This is a genomic window from Mycobacterium sp., from assembly GCF_025933915.1.
GTDB lineage: Bacteria > Actinomycetota > Actinomycetes > Mycobacteriales > Mycobacteriaceae > Mycobacterium.
In genome coordinates, this window is the sequence record NZ_JAICZA010000018.1 from 1 (window position 1) to 22136 (window position 22136).

Genomic DNA, 22136 nt, shown 5'->3' on the forward strand with positions numbered 1-22136 from the left:
CGGCCTTGAGCAGACCCGCGATGCTGGCCGCCGAGGCGGGTTCGACGAAGACACCTTCGGACTCGGCCACCAGGTGGTAGGCGGCCAGAATCTCCTCATCGGTGGCCGCCAGGAAACGGCCATTGGATTGCTGCTGCGCGTCGACGGCGGCCGTCCACGACGCCGGCGCACCGATGCGGATCGCGGTCGCAATCGTTTCCGGGTTCTTGACCGGCGCCCCGTTCACCAGCGGGGCCGCACCGGCCGCCTGGGTTCCCAGCATTCGCGGCAGCCTGTCGATCAGGCCTTCGTGGTGATATTCGGTGTACCCCTTCCAGTACGCGGTGATGTTTCCCGCGTTACCGACGGGAAGGGCGTGCACGTCCGGCGCGGCACCCAGCGCGTCGACGATCTCGAAAGCGGCCGTCTTCTGGCCCTCGATGCGCACCGGGTTGACCGAGTTGACCAACGAGATCGTCGGAAAGTCAGCGGCCATCTTGCGGGCCAGTTCCAGGCAGTCGTCGAAGTTGCCGTCGATCTGGACGATCTTGGCGCCGTGCATAACCGCCTGTGCCAGCTTGCCCATCGCGATCTTGCCCTGCGGGATCAGCACCGCACACGTGATCCCGGCGCGGGCCGCATAGGCCGCCGCCGACGCCGACGTGTTTCCGGTCGAGGCGCACAAGACGGCTTGCTGGCCGCGCGCCACAGCATCGGTGACCGCCATCGTCATGCCGCGGTCCTTGAAGGAGCCGGTGGGATTGAGGCCCTCGACCTTGAGGTGAACTCTGCAGCCGGTCTTTTCCGAGAGACGGGCCGCCGCAATCAGCGGGGTGCCACCCTCGAGCAGGGTGACCGGGGTCCAGTCGTCGCCCACCGGCAACCGGTCCCGATATGCCTCGATGAGGCCGGGCCAGGGCTGATGGACGGCGGTGCGCGGCGCGCTCATAGGGTGGTCCCTTCCAGTCGCAGCACGCTTGTCACGCTCTGCACGGCATCCAGATCGGCCAGGGCGTCGACGGTTTCGGACAGCGCGGCGTCCGTGGCGCGGTGGGTCACCACGACGATCCGGGCCCCCACCCGTCGCCCGCCCTCGTCCGCGACACCTTCCTGCCGCACCTCGGCGATGCTGACCTCGCGCTTGGCGAATTCGGCTGCCACCGAAGACAACACGCCAGGCTTGTCGGCCACGTTCATGCTGACGTAATAGCGCGTAGAGATGAGACCCATGGGGGCGATGGGAAGTTGGGCGTATTTGGATTCCTTCGGGCCCCGGCTGCCCAGCACCCGGTTGCGCGCGGCCATCACCAGGTCGCCGGCCACCGCGGACGCGGTCGGCGCGCCGCCGGCGCCCTGACCGTAGAACATCAGCCGTCCGGAGGCCTTGGCCTCGACGACGACCGCATTGAATGCGCCGTTGACCGTGGCCAGCGGATGCGACAACGGCACCAGCGCCGGATAGACGCGGGCCGAAACCCGCTCCTGGCCATCGTCGCCCGTGATGCGCTCGCAGATGGACAGCAGCTTGATGGTGCAGCCCAGGGCCCGGGCGGACTCGAAGTCGGCCGGGGTGACCTTGGTGATGCCCTCGCGGTAGACGTCGTCGGCGGTCACCCGGGTATGGAAGGCGATGGATGCCAGAATCGCCGCCTTGGCCGCGGCGTCGTAGCCCTCGACGTCGGCAGTGGGGTCGGCCTCGGCGTAGCCCAGCGCGCTGGCTTCGGCCAGCGCGGTGTCGTAGTCGGCGCCGGTGCTGTCCATCGCGGACAAGATGTAATTGGTGGTGCCGTTGACGATGCCGGCGACCCGCAACACCGTGTCGCCCGCCAGTGACTGGGTGAGCGGCCGGATGACGGGAATGGCGCCCGCGACCGCCGCTTCGAAATACAAGTCGACATGGGCGCTTTCGGCCGCCTGCGCCAACTCGCCGGTAGAGATGGACAACAGCGCCTTGTTCGCCGTGACAACCGATTTGCCGTGCTCGAGGGCGCGCAGGATCGCCTTACGCGACGGCTCTACCGGCCCCATCAACTCCACGACGATGTCGACGTCGTCGCGTGCGGCGAGCCCTTCGATGTCGTCGGTGAGCAGCTCGACGGGAACGCCGCGGTCATCGGCGATGCGGCGCACTCCGACGCCGCGCAGCACCAGGGGTGCACCGACACGAGCCGCGAGGTCATCGGCGCTGTCCTCGATGATTCGGACAACTTCGCTACCGACGTTGCCCAACCCGAGTACCGCTACACCGACCGGCTTTTCGTCACGGGGCACAGTTCACCTCACTTCCAGACTCAGTAGATCGTCGACCGTCTCGCGGCGCAGGACCAGACGCGCGCGCCCATCACGCACCGCGACGACGGCGGGACGGCAGATCATGTTGTAACGACTCGACAATGAATAACAGTAGGCACCGGTGGCGGCCACCCCGATCAGGTCTCCGGGGCGCAGGTCGCCGGGCACCCAGGTATCGCGCACCACGATATCGCCACTCTCGCAATGCTTTCCGACGATACGCGCCTGCTCCGCCGGCGCATCGCTGATCCGCGAGACCAGCCGGGCATCGTAGTGGGCGTCGTAGAGCGCGGTGCGGATGTTGTCACTCATGCCGCCGTCGACGCTGACGTAACGCCGGTGAGCGGTGGCGCTCACGTCGACGTCCTTGACGGTGCCCACCTCGTAGAGGGTGATGGTGCCGGGCCCGGCGATGGCGCGTCCCGGCTCGACCACCAGACGCGGTGTCGGCAGTCCGACGGCTGCTGACTCGTTCTGCACGATCGCGCTCAGCTTGGCAGCCAGTTCACCCATCGGCGGCGGGTCGTCCGCGGCCAGATAGGAGATACCAAGTCCACCACCGAGATCCACGGTGGAGATCTGTGCGGTCTGCTCGACACCGAACTGCTCGACCGCCTCGTGCAGCAGGCCGAGGACACGGCGCGCGGCGAGTTCGAAACCGGCGACGTCGAAGATCTGCGAACCGATATGGCTGTGCAGACCGACCACCCGCAGGTGTTCGGTTTCGAATACCCGGCCGACGGCCGCCAGCGCCGCGCCGCTGGCCACGGACAGGCCGAATTTCTGGTCCTCGTGTGCGGTGGAGATGAACTCATGGGTGTGCGCTTCGACACCTACGGTGAGACGAACGAAGACGTCCTGGACGATGCCTGCCTCCCCCGCGATGGCATTCAGACGTTCGATTTCGGTCATCGAGTCCAAAACGATATGGCCTACACCGGCTTTGACCGCGGCGGTCAACTCCGCGACCGACTTGTTGTTGCCATGGAAGGTGATCCGCTCGGGTGGGAAGTCGGCGTGCAGTGCCACGGCCAGCTCGCCGCCGGTGCACACGTCGAGTGAGAGGCCTTCTTCGTCGATCCAGCACGCTATCTCGCTGCACAAAAACGCTTTGGCCGCATAGTGCACGTTCTTGCCGCCGCCGAAGGCCGACGCGATCTCGCGGCAGCGGGAGCGGAAGTCGGCCTCGTCGACGACGAACAGCGGGGTGCCGTACTCCTGGGCGAGGTCGGTCACACTGACTCCCGCGATACTGGTGACACCGGCTTCGTCGCGAGTCGTGTTGCGGGGCCACACGTTTGGCGCCAGCAGTAGCAGCTCCTCGGGGGATTGCGGCCGTGGCGGGCTTTCGGCGTGACGGGTCTCTTCGGCGTGCCGAGGACCAGCGGGATGAACGTTCACATTCGCTCCGGGGCAGTGACGCCTAGTATCGCCAAGCCGTTGGCGATCACCTGACGGGTCGCCTGGCACAGCGCCAGGCGCGCGGTGTGCAGATCGGTGGGTTGCTCGTCGCCCTGCGGCAGCACCCGGCAGGAGTCGTAGAACCGGTGGTAGTCGCCGGCGAGGTCTTCCAGATAGCGGCAGATCCGGTGCGGTTCACGCAGGGATGACGCCGTGGCGAGCACCCGGGGGAATTCGCCGAGGGTGCGCAGCAGCGTCCCCTCCTTGTCGTGGCTGAGCAGGCCGAGGTTCCCGGTGTCGGGGATCAGGCCGAGCTCGGCGGCGTTGCGGGCCAGCGCCGAGAGCCGGGCGTGCGCGTATTGCACATAGTAGACCGGGTTTTCGTTGGACGCGGAGGACCATAGCGCCAGATCGATGTCGATCGGGGTGTCCACCGAGGAACGGATCAGGCTGTAGCGCGCCGCGTCGACGCCGATCGCCTCGACGAGGTCGTCGAGCGTGAGCACGGTGCCGGCGCGCTTGCTCATCCGGACCGGCTGGCCGTCGCGGACCAGATTGACCATCTGGCCGATGAGCACTTCGACGGTGGCCGGGTCGTCGCCGAGGGCCGCGGCCACGGCCCTGAGGCGGGCGATATAACCGTGGTGGTCGGCGCCCAGCATGTAGATGCATAGGTCGAAGCCGCGTTGCCTCTTGTCCAGGTAGTAGGCGATGTCCCCGGCGATATAGGCCGGCTTGCCGTCACTTTTGATCACGACGCGATCCTTGTCGTCACCAAAGGCGCTGGTGCGCAACCACGTTGCGCCGTCCTCCTCGTAGATGTTGCCCGTCTCGCGCAGCCTGGCGAGGGCCTGGTCGACCCGACCGCTGGTGTGCATCGCGTCTTCGTGGGTGTAGACGTCGAAGTCGGTGCCGAATTCGTGCAACGACTCCTTGATGTGGGTGAACATCAGGTCGACGCCGATGGCGCGAAAGGTCTCGTGCATCTCGGACTCGGGCAGGCTCAGCGCGTCGGGCGCCTTCTGCAATATCTGGGCGGCGATGTCGTTGATGTAGCTGCCGGCGTAGCCGTCTGCCGGCGTGGGTTGCCCTTTGGCGGCGGCGATCAGTGAGCTGGCGAAGCGGTCGATCTGGGTGCCGTGGTCGTTGAAATAGTATTCGCGCACCACGTCGGCGCCCTGGGTGGACAGCAGCCGGCCCAGCGCGTCGCCGACCGCGGCCCAGCGGGTTCCGCCGATGTGGATCGGTCCGGTCGGGTTGGCCGAGACGAATTCCAGGTTGATGTTGTGGTCGGCCAGCGCGTCGGAGTGACCGAAGCGATCGCCGGCGTCGATGATGTTGTTGACGACGATCGCCTGTGCCGACGCCTCGAGGCGCATGTTGATGAAGCCCGGCCCGGCCACCTCTGCCGCCGCGATGCCGTCGGCCTGTGACAGCGCCTCGGCGAGCCATCCGGCCAGCTCGCGGGGGTTGGCGCCCACCTTTTTGCCCAGCTGCAGTGCCAGGTTGCTCGCGTAATCGCCGTGCTCGGGATTGCGGGGGCGCTCCACGGTGACCGTCTGCGGCAGCGCGGCAGCATCCAGCCCACGCTCGGCCAACACCGCGGCGGCGGTGGTCTTGAGCAGCTCAGCCAGGTCAGCGGGGGTCACGAGCGTCCATCCTATTGGCTGGGGTGCCCTCGCCTCGAATCCATTGCGGTGGCAGGGCGACCGCCCCGATGCGCTAGTCTGTGCGTGCTTGTTGGAAAGCCCCATGGCGCGACAGGAATGTCGGTGCGCCCCCGTAGCTCAGGGGATAGAGCGTCTGCCTCCGGAGCAGAAGGCCGCAGGTTCGAATCCTGCCGGGGGCACCAGCGTTACCGCAGGCCAGGCGTATCTTGCAGCTAATCCGACGACTTATCGGCCTTGTCGGACTCCTCGGAATCTTCGGGCCTGTCGGACTTCTCTGATTCGTCGGACTCCTCTGATTCGTCGGGCTCCTCTGATTCGTCGGACTCCTCGGCTTTGTCGGACTCCTCGGACTCCTCGGATTCGTCGGACTCCTTGGCCTTGTCGGAGTCCCGCTGCTCATCGAGTTTGTCCGCGTACTTCGTCAAAAGTCCGGCTATCTTGCGGGCCTCCTCAGCAGTCAACGAATCCTCGAAGACGCGCTCGTCGCTGTCAGAGACGCGCTCGACATAAACCGCGGCGTCCTTCATTCCGACGTCCCACCGGCCCCCCTCGTGACGAACCATGTGATGCCGCCTTTCGACTGTGATTCGATTTCACGCTGCCCGCGACGCGCTAGTGCGTTGTTTACCCACTTCTGCTGGGGCCCAGACGGTCACATTTGTCTGAACGAACCGCCGGCTCTTGCCGCGAGCGGGATCCGCCGACGGCCGCAGTGTTCGCCAAACATCGCCCCACGCGTCACAGACGACATTAAGCTGCCGGTCGTGGGCGTGAAGGTGTTCGCCAAGGGCGGTGGCCGGTGGCTGGCGATCGCGGCGTCGCTCGTCGTCTCGGCCGCCATGATCCACGCCCAGGGCACCAAGCCACGGTGCTGCGTCGAGCCACCGGCAGCCACCCCATCCACCACGGCCACTCGCTCACCTGGCCCGCCGCACACCGCCAGTCCCGCCGAGGTGGAGGCGCTGACCGCGCTGGCACCGCCCGCCCCTTCGGCTGGCCAGCAATTCCAGCTCGCATTGCCGCGCGGGGTCGCGTCCGAGGATCGGCTACAGGTCAAGACCATCTGGGCGGCGCGCGTCATCGGCGTGCTCTTTCCCCAGGTCAAGACCATCTATGGGTATCGGCAGGACCCGCTGCCGTGGCATCCCAACGGGTTGGCCATCGACGTGATGATCCCGAACTTCCACACCCCCGAAGGCATCGACCTCGGCAATCAGATCGCCGGATATGCGCTGGCGAATGCGAAGCGGTGGGGCATCAACCATGTGATCTGGCGGCAGAAGATCTACCCGGGCGTCGGCGGGGGCAATTGGATGGCGGACTTGGGCTCAGAAACAGCCGACCATTACGACCACGTGCATATCGCCACTGACGGCGGTGGCTATCCGACCGGGCACGAGATCTACTACATCGCCTCCATGACCACCGCGCCGCCGGACTGATTTCACGGCGTCTCCGTCATGTCGGCCCGGCGGCAAACGCCGCCACCGGCATTTCGACGGTTCCGCGGCATGGGCCGCTGCTGATGTCGGTGTGCCAGACACCGCGCAACGATCCGTCGCGCTGCGGGGTGTAAAAGGCCCACGACCTCGCGGGTGCCCACACCTTCGCAGCGCCCTCGCCTGTATAGCAATCCCATTGGAAGTCGAAGCGCTCCACCCATTTCGCCCCATCCCAGGTGTAGTGCGAAGGCTGGGGCAGCGTCGGGTTCTTGGGGGTGGGGCCGTCGGTCGCGGTGGCCACGCACTTGCCCGACGCGCATGCGGTGGTGAAGACGTAGTCGGCGCTGAAGGTGGGTTCGGCTTGCGTCGCGGCGATGCTGGTGCCGGATTTACTTACCGCATACCTCACCAGCGAGTATTTGCCGTTCCACGACGGTGACACCGCATGCGCGCAGACGGCGGGGGTTCCGGCGACCGAGGCAGTCACGGCAGCGAGCACCGCAACTACCCGAAACCTCGGCCGCATTGGTCAATGGTGGGTGTTCGATGACGCAGTGCGATCTCGGCCAGGACACGATCACGTGTGTCGCTCAGCGCAGCAGGAATAGGCCGTACGCGGCGACCGACTGCGCGTCGGCGATGACTCCCCGGCGAATCATCTGCTCGACCTCTTCGCGCGGGAACCACGCGCTGCGCATGTCTTGCTCCTCGTGCTCGCGGTCGGCTTCTCCCTCGACGATCCCCGTCGCCAAGAACACCCATCCGCGCTGACTGGTCATTCCCGGCGCCACGTCGAGCTCGCCGAGCGGCTCGAACGCCGTTGCGCGCAATCCGGTTTCCTCGCGCAGCTCACGCTTGGCCAATTCGGCCGGCTCGGGGTCGGCCATTCCCGGAGCGGTACCTTGGGGGAACTCCCACCGACGCTTCCCGATGGGGTAGCGAAACTGCTCGACCAACCGGAAGCGGTGCCCGTCATATGGCATCACGAGCGCATAGGTCGGCTTGTCGACGACGCTGTAGATGCCGGCACTGCCATCCGCGCGGCGGATGTCATCCTCGCGCAGGACCATCCACGGATTCCGATAGATCTCGCGGCTCGCGAGGCGTTCGATAAAAGTCACGCCGCCAGTATTGCCGCGAATACCGCACCTCAAGCCGCGGCGATGGCGAGGAGTAGCGTCCGAAGCCATGCCGTCCCCAGAAGCCATCACCGAGACCGTCAATCGCTATCTCGCGCTCGTCGCGACCGGCACCGCCGACGACATCGTGACCCTGTACGCCGCGGACGCCACCATCGAGGATCCGATCGGAGCCGACATTCGCCGCGGGCATGACGCCATCCGCGGGTTCTATGCGGGGTTCCAAGACGCCAAGAAGGACACCGAACTCGCCGAATTGCGGGTCTCTGGCGGCGAGGCCGCCTTCTTCTGGCACCTCACGCTGCACGCCGGTGATAGCCGTACCCGCATTTCGCCCATCTCGACGATGTCGTTCGATGCGGATGCCAAGATCACGTCGATGCGGGCATTCTGGTCACCTGCTGACGTTCAGATTTTGTAACATAACTCGCCAATTCCGTTGACGTACGGCTTGACTCATGTGCTGCCCAGCAGCACATCGAGGTCACGGAGCGGACCGGTCCACCGACCCTTGGGCGCCCGGTTCATCTGCGTGGCCGCGGTGTCGGGCACACCATCCGGCCAATTCCTGGCGGGCTGCGATGGTCACCGGATGCTCGTCACCGAGCACGCGGGTCTCTTCCTCGACCAGCGCTTCCCATGCGGCGACCCCGTCCGTGGCGCCGGCCCGGTCCGGGGCCCACAGCGTGAACATGTGCCGCGCCATGAGCAGATGAACATGGTCGTCGCCCAGCTTGTCGCGCAGTTCGCCGATCAGCGGCTCGAGTTCGGCGACGGCCGCCGGGATGTCACCCGCCCGGCCCCGCCAGATCGCCAGTATCAACCTCGTCCCGAGGGTGTCGGCGTGATCGTCACCGAGCACCCGGCGCCGCGCCGCGAGCACGTGTTGCCCCTCGGCCATGGCACCGACGAAATCACCTATCTCCCAACGCTTCTCAGCCACCTTTTCGCGAGCCACCAACGTGCTCTCGTGTTCGGCCCCTAAAATACGCTGTTCGTCGGAGACGAGCTGCGACCATTCGGACAGCGACGACAGCGGGGGTTGTTGTCGCCCCGCCAACAGGTGACGAGCGGTCAACGTGCTCAGGTGATCGCGACCGAGCACCTCCACGAGGTCCGCTACCAACCCTTCGAGGTCGGCGTAGGCGACGGCGTCATCGCCCGCGCGCAGCTGCAAGGTGGCCAGCGCGACCTTGAGCTCGAGGACGTTGGGATTGCGCTCACCGAGCGTTGCCCGGCACAGGGTCACCAGCTCGTTTGCCTGCAGCGCGGTCCCGGCGAAATCCCCGTTGTTCGCGCACTCCGCCATCAGCCCGGTCATTTCGGCCAGCGGGGCGGGCAACTCCTGCTGCGTCATATCGCTAATGAAATCGCCACTTCCCGGATGCGGCAATTCACCCTGTGCCGCCCGCCGGGCCGTTCCGAGCCGGGGCGAGCTACAGCCGCCCCGCCACGTCGGCTGCGCGGCGAAGCTGGTCGACATCCGAGCTCGTCGGGATGAGCTGAACCTCGTCAGTGCCGATCTCCTCGAACGTGCGCAACACGTCCAGCAGCTCGTCTTCGCTGCCGGCCCAGCCGGTCATCGGCGCCATCGCGTCGACGTATTCGGCCGGAATCCAGTTCATGTAGCGGCGTAGATGACGGTGCATCTGGGCGCGGGACCCCTCGGGTGACCCGAAGGCGAACCAAAACGACGTGATCAAGTGGGGTTTGGGCTTGCCAGCCTGCGCCCACGCGTCGCGCGTCACGTCGAAGAGCTCGTTCTGCTTGGCGACATCGAGGTCCAGGGTGGTGCCGGCCAGCCCGTCGGCCCACGCGGCGGCGCTGCGGATGGTCTTCGGCCCCATACTGCCCACGAACAGCGGCGGGCCGCCAAGCTGCACCGGCGCCGGCCCGACGGGCAGCACCGAGTCGGTGATCTTCTCCCCCGCCCACACGCGCTTCATCACAGCCACCCGTTCGGCCATGTCGCGCATCGTCTGCGTCCCCAGGTCGGCACTGACGGCGTGGTAATCCTCGTGCCGGCCGCCCACCCCGATGCCGACGGCCAGCCGGCCGCCGCTCAGCAGATCACCCGTCGCCAGACCCTTCGCGAGCATGACCGGGTCGTGTAGCTGCGGCACAATCACCGTGGTCAGCAGCCGCACCCGGGTGGTCCAGGCGGCCAGAGCGCCCAGCAACGTCAGGTTGTCGGGGTTGTCGAAGGCGATGCGCTCGCCCCAGCACAGTGACGAGAACGGGCCCTCGTCAATGGTGCGGGCCCAGGTCTCGAGCACCGTCGCATCCAGATCCGGTTCCATCACCGGCATGGTCATCGCTATCTGCACGACCGCGATTCTGGCATGTTTAACATGCAGCCCATCAGTGGAACCATGGAGCGAATGGACTTCACCAGCACTTCCATCGCACATGTCCGACTGACCGTGACCGATATCGAGCGATCACGGCAGTTCTACGAGAGCGTGTTCGGCTGGCCAGTGTTACTGGAGGTCCCCGAGAACGCCGACGAGTCCACCCGTGATCAGTTGGGCTTCCTGTTCGGCGGCGTCATCTACGACCTCGGCGGCACGCTACTCGGGCTGCGGCCCGTCGCCGCCGACCGCTTCGACGAGGATCGTGTCGGACTGGACCACATTGCGTTCCGGCTCTCTAGCACAGCCGAATTAGAGTCGGCGGCAGCGCATCTCGATGAACTCGGGGTTGCCCACGAGCCGGTCAAGGACATCGGGCCGTCATTCATCCTGGAGTTCCGCGACCCCGACAACATCGCGCTCGAGTTGACCGCGCCGAAGTAGCGCAAGGCCCTTCTGGCGTTGTCGGGCCGGGCTATCGGTGGTTGACTGGATAGAACTATGACCATCAGCTTCAACCACACCATCGTCGCGTCGCGCGACAAGCGAGAATCCGCGGAGTTTCTCGCCGAGCTGTTCGGGCTGCCCAGCCCAAAGCCGTTTGGCCACTTCATGGTTGTCGAACTCGAACATGGCGCCAATCTGGACTACGCGGACGCCCCCGAAGGTGCGGACATCCCGCGCCAGCACTACGCGTTCTTGGTCTCCGAGCAGGAGTTCGACGCCATCTACGACAAGATCCGATCACGCGGCCTACAGCACTGGGCGGATCCGGGCGCCAAGCGGCCCGGCGAGATCAACCACAATCACGGCGGGCGCGGGGTGTATTTTCCAGACCCCTCCGGCCATGCCCTGGAGATCCTCACCCGCCCCTACGGATCGGCCGGCTGAGCCGCTGAGCAGCTTGTCTAGTCGCCGGTGCGCGCCGTGCCGTGGCGCTGGCTTTCCTGTTTCCGATAATCATCGGCCAGTTGCGCGACATGCTTGGGCAGCCCGCCAGTAGCGACGTCGGCCAGGGTCGTCTCTTCCAGCACGGATCGCATGCTGGCGCGCAGCGCCCGCCAGACGTCGGTGAGCGCGGCCGTCGGTCCCGAATACGGCAAGTCGCCGAGTCCGATGTCACGGACGCTGGCCAGTGGACCATCGATACAGCGCAGCACGTCGGCGATGCTGATGTCGCTGCCGGAACGGGCCAATTCGTAGCCGCCCTCGCGACCGCGATGGCTGCGCACCAGCCGGTCGGTGCGCAGGTTGGTCAGGATGTCGACGAGAAATTGCGGCGGGATGCCCTGGGCGTGGGCCAAGTCGTCGGTCTTCACCAGCGTCCCGTCGGACACCGTGGCGAGCTGGATCATCGCCCGCACGGCGTACTCCGCCTTCGCTGACATGCGCACTCTCAGGATTGTGCCACCCATTGTGAGCATTTCGGCGCAGCCGGGCTGGACCGGCAGGCTAGCCGCGCGATTCGAGCAGGTCGATGACCCGCTGCGCCTGCTCCTCGACGGTGCCGTCGGGGGTGAGCCGCAGGTCGGGATCGACCGGCGGCTGATACGGACTGTCGATGCCGGTGAACTGCGTGATCTCACCGGCGCGCGCCTTCGCGTACAGACCCTTGGGGTCACGCTTTTCGCATTCGTCGATCGGGGTGTCACAGAACACCTCGATGAAGTCGAAGCCGGCCTCGACGTGCACTTTGCGCGCCAATTCGCGTTGCTCGGCCAGCGGGCTGATCGCCGGGACCAGCACGACGTTGCCGCAGTCGGCGAGTAGCGCCGCCACGTGCGCGAGCCGGCGCAGGTTCTCGGCGCGGTCCGCCATGCTGAAGCCCAAGTCGGCGTTCAAACCGTGCCGCAGGTTGTCACCGTCGAGAACGTAAGCCAGAGCGCCGCTTTCGAGCAGCTTTTGCTCGACCAGCATGGCCACCGACGACTTGCCGGAACCCGACAACCCGGTGAACCACACCGTCTTACCCCGGGGCCGAGCTTCGGCGATGGCTGATGGCCTGTGCCGCACGGTGTTTGGGCTTGCCGCCTGCGCCGACGCGTCGCGCAACACCATGCCGGCGGCCACGGTGCCGTTGGTGTGCGGGTCGATGAGGATGAACGAGCCGGTGCTGGGGTTCCTGGTGTACTCGTCGAGCAACAGAGGAACCTGCGTGCGCAGCGAAATGCGGCCAAGCTCGTTGAGCTTCAACGCCGTCGCGGTTTTGTCGCGGTGCAGGGTGTTGACGTCGAGCCGGTAATCGAGCGCAGTCACCTTCGCGTGCGTGGTGCGGGTGGTGTGCTTGATGAGGTAATCGCAACCGGGTTCGAGCGCCGCGCTGTCGGCCATCCAGCACACCGTCGCGTCGAACTCCTGCGCCACCCTGGGCTGGTTGTGGGTGCGTGCGATCAGATCGCCCCGCGAGATGTCGATCTCATCGGCGAGGGTCACGGATACGGCCATCGGCGGAAACGCCTCTTCCACTGGACCATTCGGCCCCTCGATCGCGGTGATGCGGGTGCGCTTGCCGACGGGCAGCACCACGACTTCATCGCCGGCACGCATGACGCCGCTGGCGACGGTGCCGGCGTAGCTGCGGTGGTCCTGATGTTCGTGGGTGTGCGGGCGGATGACGTACTGCACCGGGAACCGCACGTCGACCATGTTGCGGTCACCGGCGATGTACACCTCTTCGAGGTGTGACAACAACGCCGGCCCCTCATACCAAGGCGTCTGGTCCGACTTGGTCACCACGTTGTCGCCGTGCAGCGCGGAAATCGGGATGGTGGCCACGTCGTGCACGTCCAAACGTGCGGCGAAGGCGTGGAATTCGTCGCGGATCGCCTCGAATTTCTCTCTGTCCCAATCGATCAAGTCCATTTTGTTGACGGCGAGCACGATGTGCTGGATGCCCAGCAGGGACGCCAGGAAGGCGTGCCGGCGTGACTGTTCCAAGAGGCCGTGCCGCGCATCGACGAGCACGATCACCAGTTGGGCGGTCGACGCCCCGGTGACCATGTTGCGGGTGTACTGGATGTGGCCGGGGGTGTCGGCGATGATGAATTTCCGCTTGGGAGTGGCGAAGTAGCGGTAGGCGACGTCGATCGTGATGCCCTGCTCGCGTTCGGCCCGCAGGCCGTCGGTCACCAGAGCCAGGTCGGTGTAGTCGTGACCGCGGTCCTTGGACGTCTGCTCCACCGCCGCCCACTGGTCTTCCATGACGGCCTTGGAGTCATACAGCAGGCGACCGATCAGCGTGGACTTGCCGTCGTCGACGGAACCCGCGGTTGCCAGGCGCAATAGCGTGGTGGGCGGGGCCATCAGAAGTATCCCTGTCGTTTGCGGTCTTCCATACCGGCCTCCGAGATCCGGTCGTCGGCTCTGGTCGCCCCGCGTTCGGTGAGCCGGGACACCGCGGTCTCGGCGATGACCTCGTCGACGGTGGCGGCTTCGGATTCCACACATCCGGTGCACGTGACGTCCCCCACGGTGCGGAAACGCACCGATGCCTCGAACACCGGCTCGGCGGCGTTCGGCTGCATGTTCCGGTCGACCGCCAACAGCATGCCGTCACGACGAAAGACCTTGCGCCGGTGCGCGTAATAGATCGACGGCAGTGCGATGTTCTCGGCGCCGATGTAGGACCAGATGTCGAACTCGGTCCAGTTGGACAGCGGGAAGACCCGGATGTGTTCGCCCTTGTGATGCCGGCCGTTGTAGAGGTTCCACAGCTCGGGCCGCTGCGCCTTCGGATCCCATTGACCGAACTCGTCGCGGAAGCTGAACACACGCTCCTTGGCGCGGGCCTTTTCCTCGTCGCGGCGCGCTCCGCCGAACGCGGCGTCGAACTTGTTCTCCCGGATGGCGCGGAGCAGTGTCACGGTCTGAATCGGGTTGCGTCCCTGGCGCGGCTCGACCACCCGCCCGGCGTCGATGTCTTCCTGGACGGAGGCGATGACCAAGCGCACCCCGTACTCGTTGACCAGCTCATCGCGGGTCGCGATCACCTCGTCGAAGTTGTGCCCGGTGTCGACGTGCATGACCGGGAACGGCAACCGACCGGGGCGGAACGCCCGCAGCGCCAGGTGCAGCATGACGATCGAGTCCTTGCCGCCCGAGAACAGCAGCACCGGCCGCTCGAATTCAGCGGCCACCTCCCGGATGATGTGGATCGCCTCCGCCTCCAGCGAGCGCAGATGGCTCAATTCGTACTGTCCGGCGGCGGGGGCCGTCTTCAGATCGCTGGTCATAGCTTTCCCTTTATTTAAACCTGGCAGAACTGACCATATTTAGCACCTTAGCGATATATCAGACCAGCTAGCGGTGGCGCTGTCAACCTGGGGTGCGAAAGGGCGAGCTACCGGGCCACGTGAGGCCGCGCATGTAACGACGCGGCGAAAATCCTCGCGATATTTCGCCGTGGCGTTACGACCGCGGCGGCCAACCGCCGGACTACAGCGTGACCTCGTTGAGCTTGCCCGTGGCGACGTCAAAGAAGAATCCGCGCACGGAGACGTGCTTGGTGACGAACGGACTCCCCTCGATGCGGCGCAACGACTGCCGAACGTCCTCGGCGACGTCGGGGAACGACTCGGCCGCCCACGGCGGTTTGACCCCGGTCTCCTCCTGGATGCTGCGCTTGAAGTCGTCGTCGGTGAACGTGAGCATCCCGCAATCGGTGTGGTGGATCAGGATGATCTCCCGCGTTCCCAGCAGTCGTTGGCTGATGGCCAGCGAGCGGACGACGTCATCGGTGATGACTCCGCCGGCGTTGCGGATGACGTGGGCTTCCCCCTCATTGAGCCCGAGCAGGCGGTAGACGTCGAGCCGGGCGTCCATACAGGCGACGACCGCGACATGCTTGCTCGGCGGCATCGGTAGCGGCCCCTTGAAGGTGCTCGCATACTCGGCGTTGTTGGCCAGATAATCCTCGGTAACCGTCACGCAAGCCTCCTCGGGAGTGTCGCGGCCTCTCGGTGCCGCGGTGGATCGTAACAACCGATCACACGCGATTCACGCGTGAGAATCAACCAGATCCGAAGGTCGCCGAAAGCGCCGCACGCGCGACGCTCCGCCGCCGGCTCGATAACCTGTCCCAATGCGACGTGGGCTGCCCGGACAAGCATGAGTCGGGCATGACTCGGTTTCTGGCACGCCGGTTGCTCAACTACGTCGTGCTGCTGGCGCTCGCATCGTTTTTGACGTTTTGCCTGACGTCGGTGGCCTTCAGGCCGCTGGACAGCCTGTTGCAGCGCAACCCGCGACCGCCACAAGCGGTGATCGACGCCAAGGCCCACACGCTCGGTCTGGACGAGCCGATACCGATCCGCTACGCGCACTGGGCTTCGCACGCCGTCCGCGGTGACTTCGGCACGACCATCACCGGGCAGCCCGTCGGAGCGTCACTGGGGCGCCGCGTCGGAGTAACGCTGCGCCTGTTGATCATTGGTTCGCTGGTGGGCACCATCGCGGGTATCGCAGCCGGGGCGTGGGGCGCCATTCGGCAGTACCGACTCAGCGATCGGGTCGTCACCATGGTGGCTCTGCTGGTCCTCAGCACCCCGACGTTCGTCATCGCCAGCCTGTTGATCCTTGCCGCGCTGCGAGTGAACTGGGCGGTGGGCCTACACATTTTCGACTACACCGGGGAGACCTCACCGGCTGTGACCGGCGGTGTCGGCGCGCGGTTACTCGACCGGTTACGGCATTTGGTGTTGCCGTCGCTGACCCTGGCGCTGACCGCCGCGGCCGGATACAGCCGTTATCAGCGCAACGCGATGCTCGACGTCCTCGGTCAGGATTTCATCCGCACCGCGCGCGCCAAGGGGCTGACCCGGCGGCGTGCGCTGGTGAAGCACGGGTTGCGCACCGCGCTCATCCCGCTGGCCACCCTGTTTGCCTACGGGGTGGCCGGGCTGGTCACCGGAGCGGTCTTCGTGGAGAAGATCTTCGGCTGGCACGGCATGGGCGAATGGCTGGTGCAGGGCATCGCGACACAAGACACCAACATCATCGCGGCCATCACGTTGTTCTCCGGCGCGGTGGTGTTGCTGGCCGGCCTGCTCTCGGACGTGTTCTACGCAGCGCTTGATCCGCGGGTCCGGGTGTCATGACTTCTCAGGCGAACATCGATGGCGCCCGCGGGCTTTCAGGCCCCGACGTGGCGGACTTCACGTCGCGCCGCACGCTGGTGTTACGCAGATTTGCCCGCAATCGGTTCGCGGTAGCGTCGCTGACGTTGTTGGTGCTGTTGTTCGTCGGCTGCTACACGCTGCCCGCGGTGCTGCCCTATTCCTACGAGGACCTCGACTTCACCGCGTTGCTGCAGCCGCCGAACGCGCGTCACTGGCTGGGCACCAACGCGCTGGGCCAAGACCTGTTGGCGCAGATCCTGCGGGGGATGCAGAAGTCGATGCTGATCGGCGTCTGTGTCGCGGTCATCTCCACCGGCATCGCCGCCACCGTCGGATCGATCTCTGGCTATTTCGGTGGTTGGCGCGACCGCGTGCTGATGTGGGTGGTCGACCTGCTGTTGGTGGTGCCCAGCTTCATCCTGATCGCCATCGTGACGCCGCGAACCAAGAACTCGGCCAACATCTTGATGCTCGTTCTGCTGCTGGCCGGCTTCGGCTGGATGGTCAGTTCCCGCATGGTGCGCGGTATGACCATGAGTTTGCGTGAGCGCGAATTCATCCGCGCCGCACGGTATATGGGTGTGTCCAGCCGACGCATCATCGTCGGGCATGTGGTGCCCAACGTGGCATCCATCCTGATCATCGATGCGGCGCTCAATGTCGCCTCGGCCATCCTGGCCGAAACCGGTTTGAGCTTCCTGGGTTTCGGCATTCAGCCGCCGGATGTGTCGCTGGGAACCTTGATCGCCAATGGCACCCAATCCGCGACCACCTTTCCCTGGGTGTTCCTGTTTCCCGCCGGGGTGCTGGTGGCGATCTTGGTGTGCGCCAACATCACCGGCGATGGCCTGCGGGATGCGCTCGACCCCGGTAGTGCGCTGGTGCGAGGTGGCGGCCGATGAGCCCGCTGCTCGAGGTGACCGACTTGGCCGTGACCTTCGGGACCGGCGGCGACCCGGTGACCGCGGTGCGCGGCATCAGCTACCGCATCGAATCGGGGGAAGTCGTCGCCATGGTCGGCGAATCAGGTTCGGGCAAGTCCGTTTCGGCGATGGCGGTCGTGGGCCTGTTGCCCGAGTACGCGCAGGTGCGCGGCTCGGTCCGATTGCACGACACCGAGCTGCTGGGCCTGGGCGACGATGCGATGTCGCGGTTCCGTGGCAAGGCGGTCGGCATGGTGTTTCAGGATCCGATGTCGGCGCTGACGCCCGTGTACACCGTCGGCGACCAGATCGCCGAGGCGATCGAGATCCACCAGCCGCGGGTGGGCAGGAAAGCGGCACGCCGCCGCGCGGTGGAGCTGCTCGAGCTGGTCGGCATCGCGCAGCCCGAGCGACGCGCCCGCGCGTTTCCGCACGAGCTCTCCGGCGGCGAACGACAACGGGTGGTCATCGCGATCGCGATCGCCAACGACCCCGACCTGTTGATCTGCGACGAGCCCACCACCGCACTGGATGTCACCGTTCAGGCGCAGATCCTCGAAGTCCTCAAAACCGCGCGCGACGTCACCGGCGCCGGGGTGCTCATCATCACGCACGACCTCGGGGTGGTTGCCGAGTTCGCCGACCGGGCGCTGGTGATGTACGCCGGGCGGGTCGTCGAATCCGCCGAAGTGCAAGACCTTTACCGGGATCGCCGGATGCCGTACACCGTCGGGCTGTTGGGCTCGGTCCCGCGGCTCGACGCCGCGCAGGGCACCCGGTTGGTGCCGATCCCCGGTGCACCGCCGTCGTTGGCCGGCCTGGATCGCGGCTGCCCCTTCGCCCCGCGCTGCCCGCTGGTCGTCGACGAATGCCGGGTCGAGGAGCCGGAATTGCTGTCCGTCGACACCGATCATTGGGCGGCCTGCATCCGCACCGATCAGGTTGACGGGCGCAGCGCCGCGGACATCTACGGCGTCAGCACGAAAGCCCATTCGCCGGAATCCGGCGACGCGTCGGTCGTCGTCCGGGTTCGGGACCTGACCAAGACCTACCGACTGACCAAAGGCGTGCTGCGCCGCAGCGCCGGGGAGGTCCGCGCGGTCGACGGCGTCAGCTTCGAGTTGCGGCAGGGCCGCACCCTGGGCATCGTCGGGGAGTCCGGTTCGGGCAAATCGACCACGTTGCACGAGATCTTGGAACTCACCCGACCCGAATCGGGATCGATCGAGGTGCTCGGCACCGACGTCACCGCACTGAGCGCGGCCAGCCGACGATCGCTGCGACGCGACATCCAGGTCGTGTTCCAAGACCCCGTCGCCTCGCTCGACCCGCGGCTTCCGGTATTCGAGCTTCTCGCCGAACCCCTGCGCGCCAACGGGTTCGACAAGCCCCGCACCAACGCGCGCGTCGCCGAGTTGCTCGACATCGTGGGCCTGCGCCGCGCCGACGCGATCCGCTACCCCGCCGAATTCTCCGGCGGGCAAAAGCAGCGCATCGGCATCGCGCGTGCGCTGGCACTGCAGCCGAAGATCCTGGCACTCGACGAACCCGTCTCCGCGCTCGACGTGTCCATCCAAGCCGGGATCATCAACCTGCTCCTCGACCTGCAAGCGCTCTTCGGCTTGTCCTATCTGTTCGTCTCCCATGACCTTTCGGTGATCAAGCACCTCGCCCACCAGGTGGTCGTGATGCACGCCGGCTCGATCGTCGAGCAGGGTGACAGCCCGCAGGTCTTCGGCAATCCACAACACGAATACACCCGTCGGCTGCTGAACGCGGTGCCACAACCGGATCCGGGCAAACGTGTCTAGCCGGGCGGACAGGCCACGTCGTACCGCCCGGTTCGTGGCGGCGCTGCTCGCGATTGCACTGCTGCTGTCGGGCTGCTCACCGGCCATCGACGTGATTCCAGAAACCGGGCATAACGCGCAGGTCGGTACGACCAGCGACATCAACCCGCACGATCCGGCCGCACTGCAAGACGGCGGCGGCCTGCGACTCGCGCTCACCGACTTCCCACCGAACTTCAACATTTTGCACATCGACGGCAATTCGGCCGAGGTCGCCGCGATGATGAAGGCCACCCTGCCACGTGCCTTCATCATCGGCCCGGACGGCTCGACGACGGTCGACACCAACTACTTCACCAGCGTCGAACTCACCGGCACCGCACCGCAAGTGGTGACCTACACGATCAACCCCGAGGCCGTCTGGTCGGATGGCACACCGATCACCTGGGAGGACATCGCCAGCCAGATCCACGCGTTGAGCGGCGCCGACAAGAATTTCGAAATCGCCGGGCCCGGCGGTGCCGATCGCGTCGCCTCGGTGACCCGCGGCGTCGACGACCGGCAGGCCGTCATGACCTTCGCCAAGCCATACGCCGAGTGGCGCGGCATGTTCGCCGGTAACGGAATGCTGCTGCCCAAGAGCATGACGGCCACCCCGGAAGCGTTCAACAAGGGCCAGCTCGAGGGGCCGGGGCCGTCGGCCGGCCCGTTCATCGCGTCGTCGTTGGATCGCACAACCCAGCGGATTGTGTTGAGCCGCAACCCGAAATGGTGGGGCGCGCGGCCCCGCCTGGACAGCATCACCTACCTGGTACTCGACGATGCCGCGCGGCTGCCGGCGCTGCAAAACAACACGATCGACGCCACCGGGGTGGGCACGATCGATCAACTGACCATCGCCGCGCGCACCAAGGGAATCACGATCCGGCGCGCCCCCGCCCCGGCCTGGTCTCACATCACGTTCAACGGAGCCCCGGGAGCGATCCTGGCCGATAAGGCGCTGCGGGTCGCGGTGGCCAAGGGCATCGATCGGCAGACCATCGCCGAGGTGGTCCAATACGGCCTCACCACTGACCCGGTGGCATTGGCCAATCACATCTATGTCGCCGGGCAGAAGGGCTACCAGGACAACAGCTCGGTGGTTCCCTACGACCCGGCCGCGGCCAACCGCGAGCTTGACGCCTTGGGCTGGAAGCGGGTCGGCCAGTTTCGGGAGAAGGACGGCCGTCAGCTGATCATTCGTGATTTGTTCTATGACGCCCAAGGCAGCAGACAGTTCGCGCAGATCGCCCAGCACAGCCTCGCTCAAGTCGGCGTCAAGCTCGAACTTGTCGCCCGCGCGGGCAGCGGCTTCTTCACCAACTACATCAACGTCGGAGCCTTCGACGTCGCCCAGTTCGGTTGGCTCGGCGATGCTTTTCCGCTGTCAGCGCTGACCCAGATCTACAAATCCGATGGGGAAAGCAACTTCGGCAAGATCGGCGGCCCGCAGATCGACGCAGCCATCGAACGAACGCTGCAAGAACTCGACCCCGACAGGGCGCGGGCACTGGCCAACGACCTGGACAAGCTCATCTGGGCGGAGGGGTTCAGCCTTCCGCTCACCCAATCGCCCGGCGACATCGCGGTGCGCAGCACGCTGGCCAACTTCGGCGCGGCCGGTCTGGGCGACCTGAACTACACCGCCATCGGATTCACGCGGAGCTGAGCCGCCGCAGCAGCCGCGTCGGGATCGGCAGTGCCCCTTCGGCCGCGACCGCCGTTTCGATCAACTTCCACAGCAGACGCACCTCGGGGCGCGGCGGAAGCGCGTCCAGCGCCGAGGCCTGGGCGGCAAGCCCATCCAGATCGCCGCGCCGAACCGCGTCGGCCGCGGCGAGCGCGACGGGCTCACGAAAATCCAGTGCGCTGTGTGCCATGCTCGGCAAGCTCAAGAGCGCCGCATTGGGCAGCAGCGACGCGACGCGATCCGCCACTGCCGGCGGGGTGATGAGATCACGGCCCCCGGAAACGACCGCGGTGGGCCAGCCGAAATTCGGCATTTCGGCTGGCAGGTCATAGGGCTCGTCCTCGAAAGTTACCCGCTGCGTGCGTGCTTCGCTTTCGGCCACTGCGGGATCGAGGGGCAGGCCGTCGGGCTCGGCCGCGTAGTCCAGCTCGCGGAACGCGATGCGGCTCACCAGATCTTCCTCATACCGGAACGGCAGGTTGCTCAGGGTGGTGAACCGGGAGATCGTCCACCACAACAGTTTTCGGTGCTCCAGTAACAGATCGAGTTGCCGCTCGAGCAGGTCGGCCCCACCGTAACCGTAGATTGTCGCGACGACCTGTGTCGCCGCCGGCGTCATCACACCGGCATCGACGAGTTTTCGCATTTTCGGTGCCAACGCGGCTGTTTCGGGGCTGTCGCCCCGGAGCAGCAGCCGGCGGATCGCACGGCGCACGATCACGATGTCGTGCCGCGACAGCAGCGGCGAATCGAGGACCATCCCGTGTACCCGATCAGGATGGCGCACACCGACTCCGGCCGCGATATAGGTGCCGTAGGACGCGCCATAGATGACGGCCGAACTCGCGTGGGCGTCGTCGAGCACCGCCGCCACATCGTCGACAACCTGATTCACGGTCATCGCCTGTGGGGGCAGGTCGGCACCCGAATCGTCGTGGCGCGACATCCCCACCCCGCGGTGTTCGATCATGATGACGTCGAGACCGGCCGCCGCTGCGCGTCTCCGCAATCCCTTGTACATCTGCACCGACGCGACGCCCGGACCGCCGGGGATGATGACCAGCGGGTGGGTGGACTTGTGGCCCGTGCGCACGTAATACAGATCGAACTCGTCGGCGCTATGGGGCGAGATCGGCCGGCGTACGGCGCGCACGCCGGGCAATTCCGCCAGCTTCTCCTGCACCCGGCTGCGCTTCGCGTTCATCGTCATTGCTGTCGGACCGCCATGGTCCCATTCTGCAGGCACGGCACCACGGCAGCGCCGGGTCGTCGCGCCGGCCGTATCCGCCGAGGTCAGCCGCCCA

Annotated in this window: 22 protein-coding genes and 1 tRNA gene; 9 read left to right on the forward strand and 14 right to left on the reverse strand. The window is 66.2% G+C overall.

Features of this window, described 5'->3' with window-relative positions; genetic code table 11:
- The 4 genes from thrC to argS all read right to left on the reverse strand — a co-directional run.
- On the reverse strand, positions 1-928 hold a 928-nt coding region (gene thrC / locus Q0W90_RS04680; protein WP_297773390.1), incomplete at its 3' end, for a threonine synthase.
- Positions 925-2250, reverse strand: a complete 1326-nt coding sequence (locus tag Q0W90_RS04685) for a homoserine dehydrogenase (protein ID WP_297697480.1) — start codon at positions 2248-2250, stop codon at positions 925-927. The genes Q0W90_RS04685 and thrC, both read right to left, overlap by 4 nt.
- 3 nt (positions 2251-2253) lie before the next feature.
- The gene (lysA, locus tag Q0W90_RS04690; RefSeq protein WP_297599045.1) at positions 2254-3672 is read right to left on the reverse strand and encodes a diaminopimelate decarboxylase; all 1419 of its coding nucleotides are present in this window, start codon (positions 3670-3672) and stop codon (positions 2254-2256) included.
- Complete coding sequence (argS, locus tag Q0W90_RS04695) at positions 3669-5321, reverse strand: arginine--tRNA ligase (protein ID WP_297773392.1); 1653 nt, start codon at positions 5319-5321, stop codon at positions 3669-3671. Before argS ends, lysA begins: the two co-directional genes overlap by 4 nt.
- A gap of 127 nt (positions 5322-5448) precedes the next feature.
- Here argS and Q0W90_RS04700 point away from each other — a divergent pair.
- A tRNA-Arg gene (locus Q0W90_RS04700) sits at positions 5449-5524 on the forward strand.
- A 30-nt stretch (positions 5525-5554) separates the two neighbouring features.
- Here the strand turns inward: Q0W90_RS04700 and Q0W90_RS04705 are convergent.
- Entirely contained in the window at positions 5555-5905 is a 351-nt protein-coding gene (locus Q0W90_RS04705; protein ID WP_297599042.1) for a hypothetical protein, read from the reverse strand.
- Positions 5906-6106: 201 nt separating this feature from the next.
- Here Q0W90_RS04705 and Q0W90_RS04710 point away from each other — a divergent pair, with 201 nt between their 5' ends.
- Positions 6107-6784, forward strand: a complete 678-nt coding sequence (locus Q0W90_RS04710; RefSeq protein ID WP_297599040.1) for a glycoside hydrolase — start codon at positions 6107-6109, stop codon at positions 6782-6784.
- A gap of 16 nt (positions 6785-6800) precedes the next feature.
- Here Q0W90_RS04710 and Q0W90_RS04715 read toward each other — a convergent pair whose 3' ends face one another.
- Both Q0W90_RS04715 and Q0W90_RS04720 read right to left on the reverse strand, forming a co-directional pair.
- Positions 6801-7310, reverse strand: a complete 510-nt coding sequence (locus tag Q0W90_RS04715) for a hypothetical protein (protein WP_297599038.1) — start codon at positions 7308-7310, stop codon at positions 6801-6803.
- Between the two features lie 64 nt (positions 7311-7374).
- Positions 7375-7905 carry an NUDIX hydrolase gene (locus Q0W90_RS04720; RefSeq protein WP_297599036.1) on the reverse strand — a complete coding sequence of 177 codons (531 nt, stop codon included), beginning with the start codon at positions 7903-7905 and terminating at the stop codon, positions 7375-7377.
- Positions 7906-7972: 67 nt separating this feature from the next.
- Here Q0W90_RS04720 and Q0W90_RS04725 point away from each other — a divergent pair, with 67 nt between their 5' ends.
- The gene (locus Q0W90_RS04725) at positions 7973-8344 is read left to right on the forward strand and encodes a nuclear transport factor 2 family protein (protein WP_297599034.1); all 372 of its coding nucleotides are present in this window, start codon (positions 7973-7975) and stop codon (positions 8342-8344) included.
- Between the two features lie 63 nt (positions 8345-8407).
- On the opposite strand, the gene Q0W90_RS04730 is transcribed toward Q0W90_RS04725, so the two are convergent.
- Positions 8408-9280, reverse strand: a complete 873-nt coding sequence (locus Q0W90_RS04730) for a tetratricopeptide repeat protein (RefSeq protein ID WP_297599032.1) — start codon at positions 9278-9280, stop codon at positions 8408-8410.
- Between the two features lie 79 nt (positions 9281-9359).
- Positions 9360-10238: an LLM class flavin-dependent oxidoreductase gene (locus Q0W90_RS04735; protein ID WP_297773423.1), complete on the reverse strand. Its 879-nt coding sequence runs from the start codon at positions 10236-10238 to the stop codon at positions 9360-9362.
- Positions 10239-10304: 66 nt separating this feature from the next.
- Between Q0W90_RS04735 and Q0W90_RS04740 the strand changes: the two genes are divergently transcribed.
- Together Q0W90_RS04740 and Q0W90_RS04745 are read left to right on the forward strand one after the other, a co-directional pair.
- Positions 10305-10718, forward strand: a complete 414-nt coding sequence (locus Q0W90_RS04740; RefSeq protein ID WP_297599053.1) for a VOC family protein — start codon at positions 10305-10307, stop codon at positions 10716-10718.
- A 57-nt stretch (positions 10719-10775) separates the two neighbouring features.
- Positions 10776-11165, forward strand: a complete 390-nt coding sequence (locus tag Q0W90_RS04745; RefSeq protein ID WP_297599029.1) for a VOC family protein — start codon at positions 10776-10778, stop codon at positions 11163-11165.
- 17 nt (positions 11166-11182) lie between these two features.
- Here the strand turns inward: Q0W90_RS04745 and Q0W90_RS04750 are convergent, their stop codons facing one another.
- From Q0W90_RS04750 to Q0W90_RS04765, 4 genes are all read right to left on the reverse strand, one after another.
- Positions 11183-11668, reverse strand: a complete 486-nt coding sequence (locus Q0W90_RS04750; protein WP_297599027.1) for an RrF2 family transcriptional regulator — start codon at positions 11666-11668, stop codon at positions 11183-11185.
- Between the two features lie 58 nt (positions 11669-11726).
- Complete coding sequence (gene cysC, locus Q0W90_RS04755) at positions 11727-13577, reverse strand: adenylyl-sulfate kinase (protein ID WP_297773396.1); 1851 nt, start codon at positions 13575-13577, stop codon at positions 11727-11729.
- A complete protein-coding gene (gene cysD, locus Q0W90_RS04760) occupies positions 13577-14506 on the reverse strand; it encodes a sulfate adenylyltransferase subunit CysD (RefSeq protein WP_297593143.1) in 930 nt (309 codons plus the stop codon). Before cysD ends, cysC begins: the two co-directional genes overlap by 1 nt.
- Before the next feature lie 202 nt (positions 14507-14708).
- Complete coding sequence (locus Q0W90_RS04765; protein ID WP_297593141.1) at positions 14709-15200, reverse strand: carbonic anhydrase; 492 nt, start codon at positions 15198-15200, stop codon at positions 14709-14711.
- Positions 15201-15391: 191 nt separating this feature from the next.
- On the opposite strand from Q0W90_RS04765, the gene Q0W90_RS04770 reads away from it, so the two are divergent.
- Genes Q0W90_RS04770 through Q0W90_RS04785 form a run of 4 tightly spaced genes read left to right on the forward strand, consistent with a single transcriptional unit; the run spans position 15392 to position 20811 of the window.
- Positions 15392-16369: an ABC transporter permease gene (locus tag Q0W90_RS04770; RefSeq protein ID WP_297697483.1), complete on the forward strand. Its 978-nt coding sequence runs from the start codon at positions 15392-15394 to the stop codon at positions 16367-16369.
- A 47-nt stretch (positions 16370-16416) separates the two neighbouring features.
- The gene (locus Q0W90_RS04775; protein ID WP_297593151.1) at positions 16417-17292 is read left to right on the forward strand and encodes an ABC transporter permease; all 876 of its coding nucleotides are present in this window, start codon (positions 16417-16419) and stop codon (positions 17290-17292) included.
- Entirely contained in the window at positions 17289-19124 is a 1836-nt protein-coding gene (locus Q0W90_RS04780) for an ABC transporter ATP-binding protein (protein WP_297773399.1), read from the forward strand. The genes Q0W90_RS04775 and Q0W90_RS04780 overlap by 4 nt, the downstream gene beginning before the upstream one ends.
- Complete coding sequence (locus Q0W90_RS04785) at positions 19105-20811, forward strand: ABC transporter family substrate-binding protein (RefSeq protein WP_297773426.1); 1707 nt, start codon at positions 19105-19107, stop codon at positions 20809-20811. The genes Q0W90_RS04780 and Q0W90_RS04785 overlap by 20 nt, the downstream gene beginning before the upstream one ends.
- Here Q0W90_RS04785 and Q0W90_RS04790 read toward each other — a convergent pair.
- Positions 20798-22042: an alpha/beta fold hydrolase gene (locus Q0W90_RS04790; protein WP_297593136.1), complete on the reverse strand. Its 1245-nt coding sequence runs from the start codon at positions 22040-22042 to the stop codon at positions 20798-20800. The two genes, Q0W90_RS04785 and Q0W90_RS04790, sit on opposite strands and share 14 nt — an antisense overlap.
- Positions 22043-22136 lie beyond the last annotated feature (94 nt).

What these genes read in the sequence shown, in the direction of transcription:
- Q0W90_RS04780 (WP_297773399.1), top strand. Translation starts at nt 17,289, where the DNA reads ATGAGCCCGCTGCTCGAGGTGACCGACTTGGCCGTGACCTTCGGGACC.
- Q0W90_RS04770 (WP_297697483.1), top strand. Translation starts at nt 15,392, where the DNA reads ATGACTCGGTTTCTGGCACGCCGGTTGCTCAACTACGTCGTGCTGCTG.
- cysD (WP_297593143.1), bottom strand. Translation starts at nt 14,506, where the DNA reads ATGACCAGCGATCTGAAGACGGCCCCCGCCGCCGGACAGTACGAATTG.
- cysC (WP_297773396.1), bottom strand. Translation starts at nt 13,577, where the DNA reads ATGGCCCCGCCCACCACGCTATTGCGCCTGGCAACCGCGGGTTCCGTC.
- Q0W90_RS04725 (WP_297599034.1), top strand. Translation starts at nt 7,973, where the DNA reads ATGCCGTCCCCAGAAGCCATCACCGAGACCGTCAATCGCTATCTCGCG.
- Q0W90_RS04705 (WP_297599042.1), bottom strand. Translation starts at nt 5,905, where the DNA reads ATGGTTCGTCACGAGGGGGGCCGGTGGGACGTCGGAATGAAGGACGCC.
- Q0W90_RS04740 (WP_297599053.1), top strand. Translation starts at nt 10,305, where the DNA reads ATGGACTTCACCAGCACTTCCATCGCACATGTCCGACTGACCGTGACC.
- Q0W90_RS04730 (WP_297599032.1), bottom strand. Translation starts at nt 9,280, where the DNA reads ATGACGCAGCAGGAGTTGCCCGCCCCGCTGGCCGAAATGACCGGGCTG.
- Q0W90_RS04745 (WP_297599029.1), top strand. Translation starts at nt 10,776, where the DNA reads ATGACCATCAGCTTCAACCACACCATCGTCGCGTCGCGCGACAAGCGA.
- Q0W90_RS04790 (WP_297593136.1), bottom strand. Translation starts at nt 22,042, where the DNA reads ATGACGATGAACGCGAAGCGCAGCCGGGTGCAGGAGAAGCTGGCGGAA.
- Q0W90_RS04735 (WP_297773423.1), bottom strand. Translation starts at nt 10,238, where the DNA reads ATGACCATGCCGGTGATGGAACCGGATCTGGATGCGACGGTGCTCGAG.
- Q0W90_RS04715 (WP_297599038.1), bottom strand. Translation starts at nt 7,310, where the DNA reads ATGCGGCCGAGGTTTCGGGTAGTTGCGGTGCTCGCTGCCGTGACTGCC.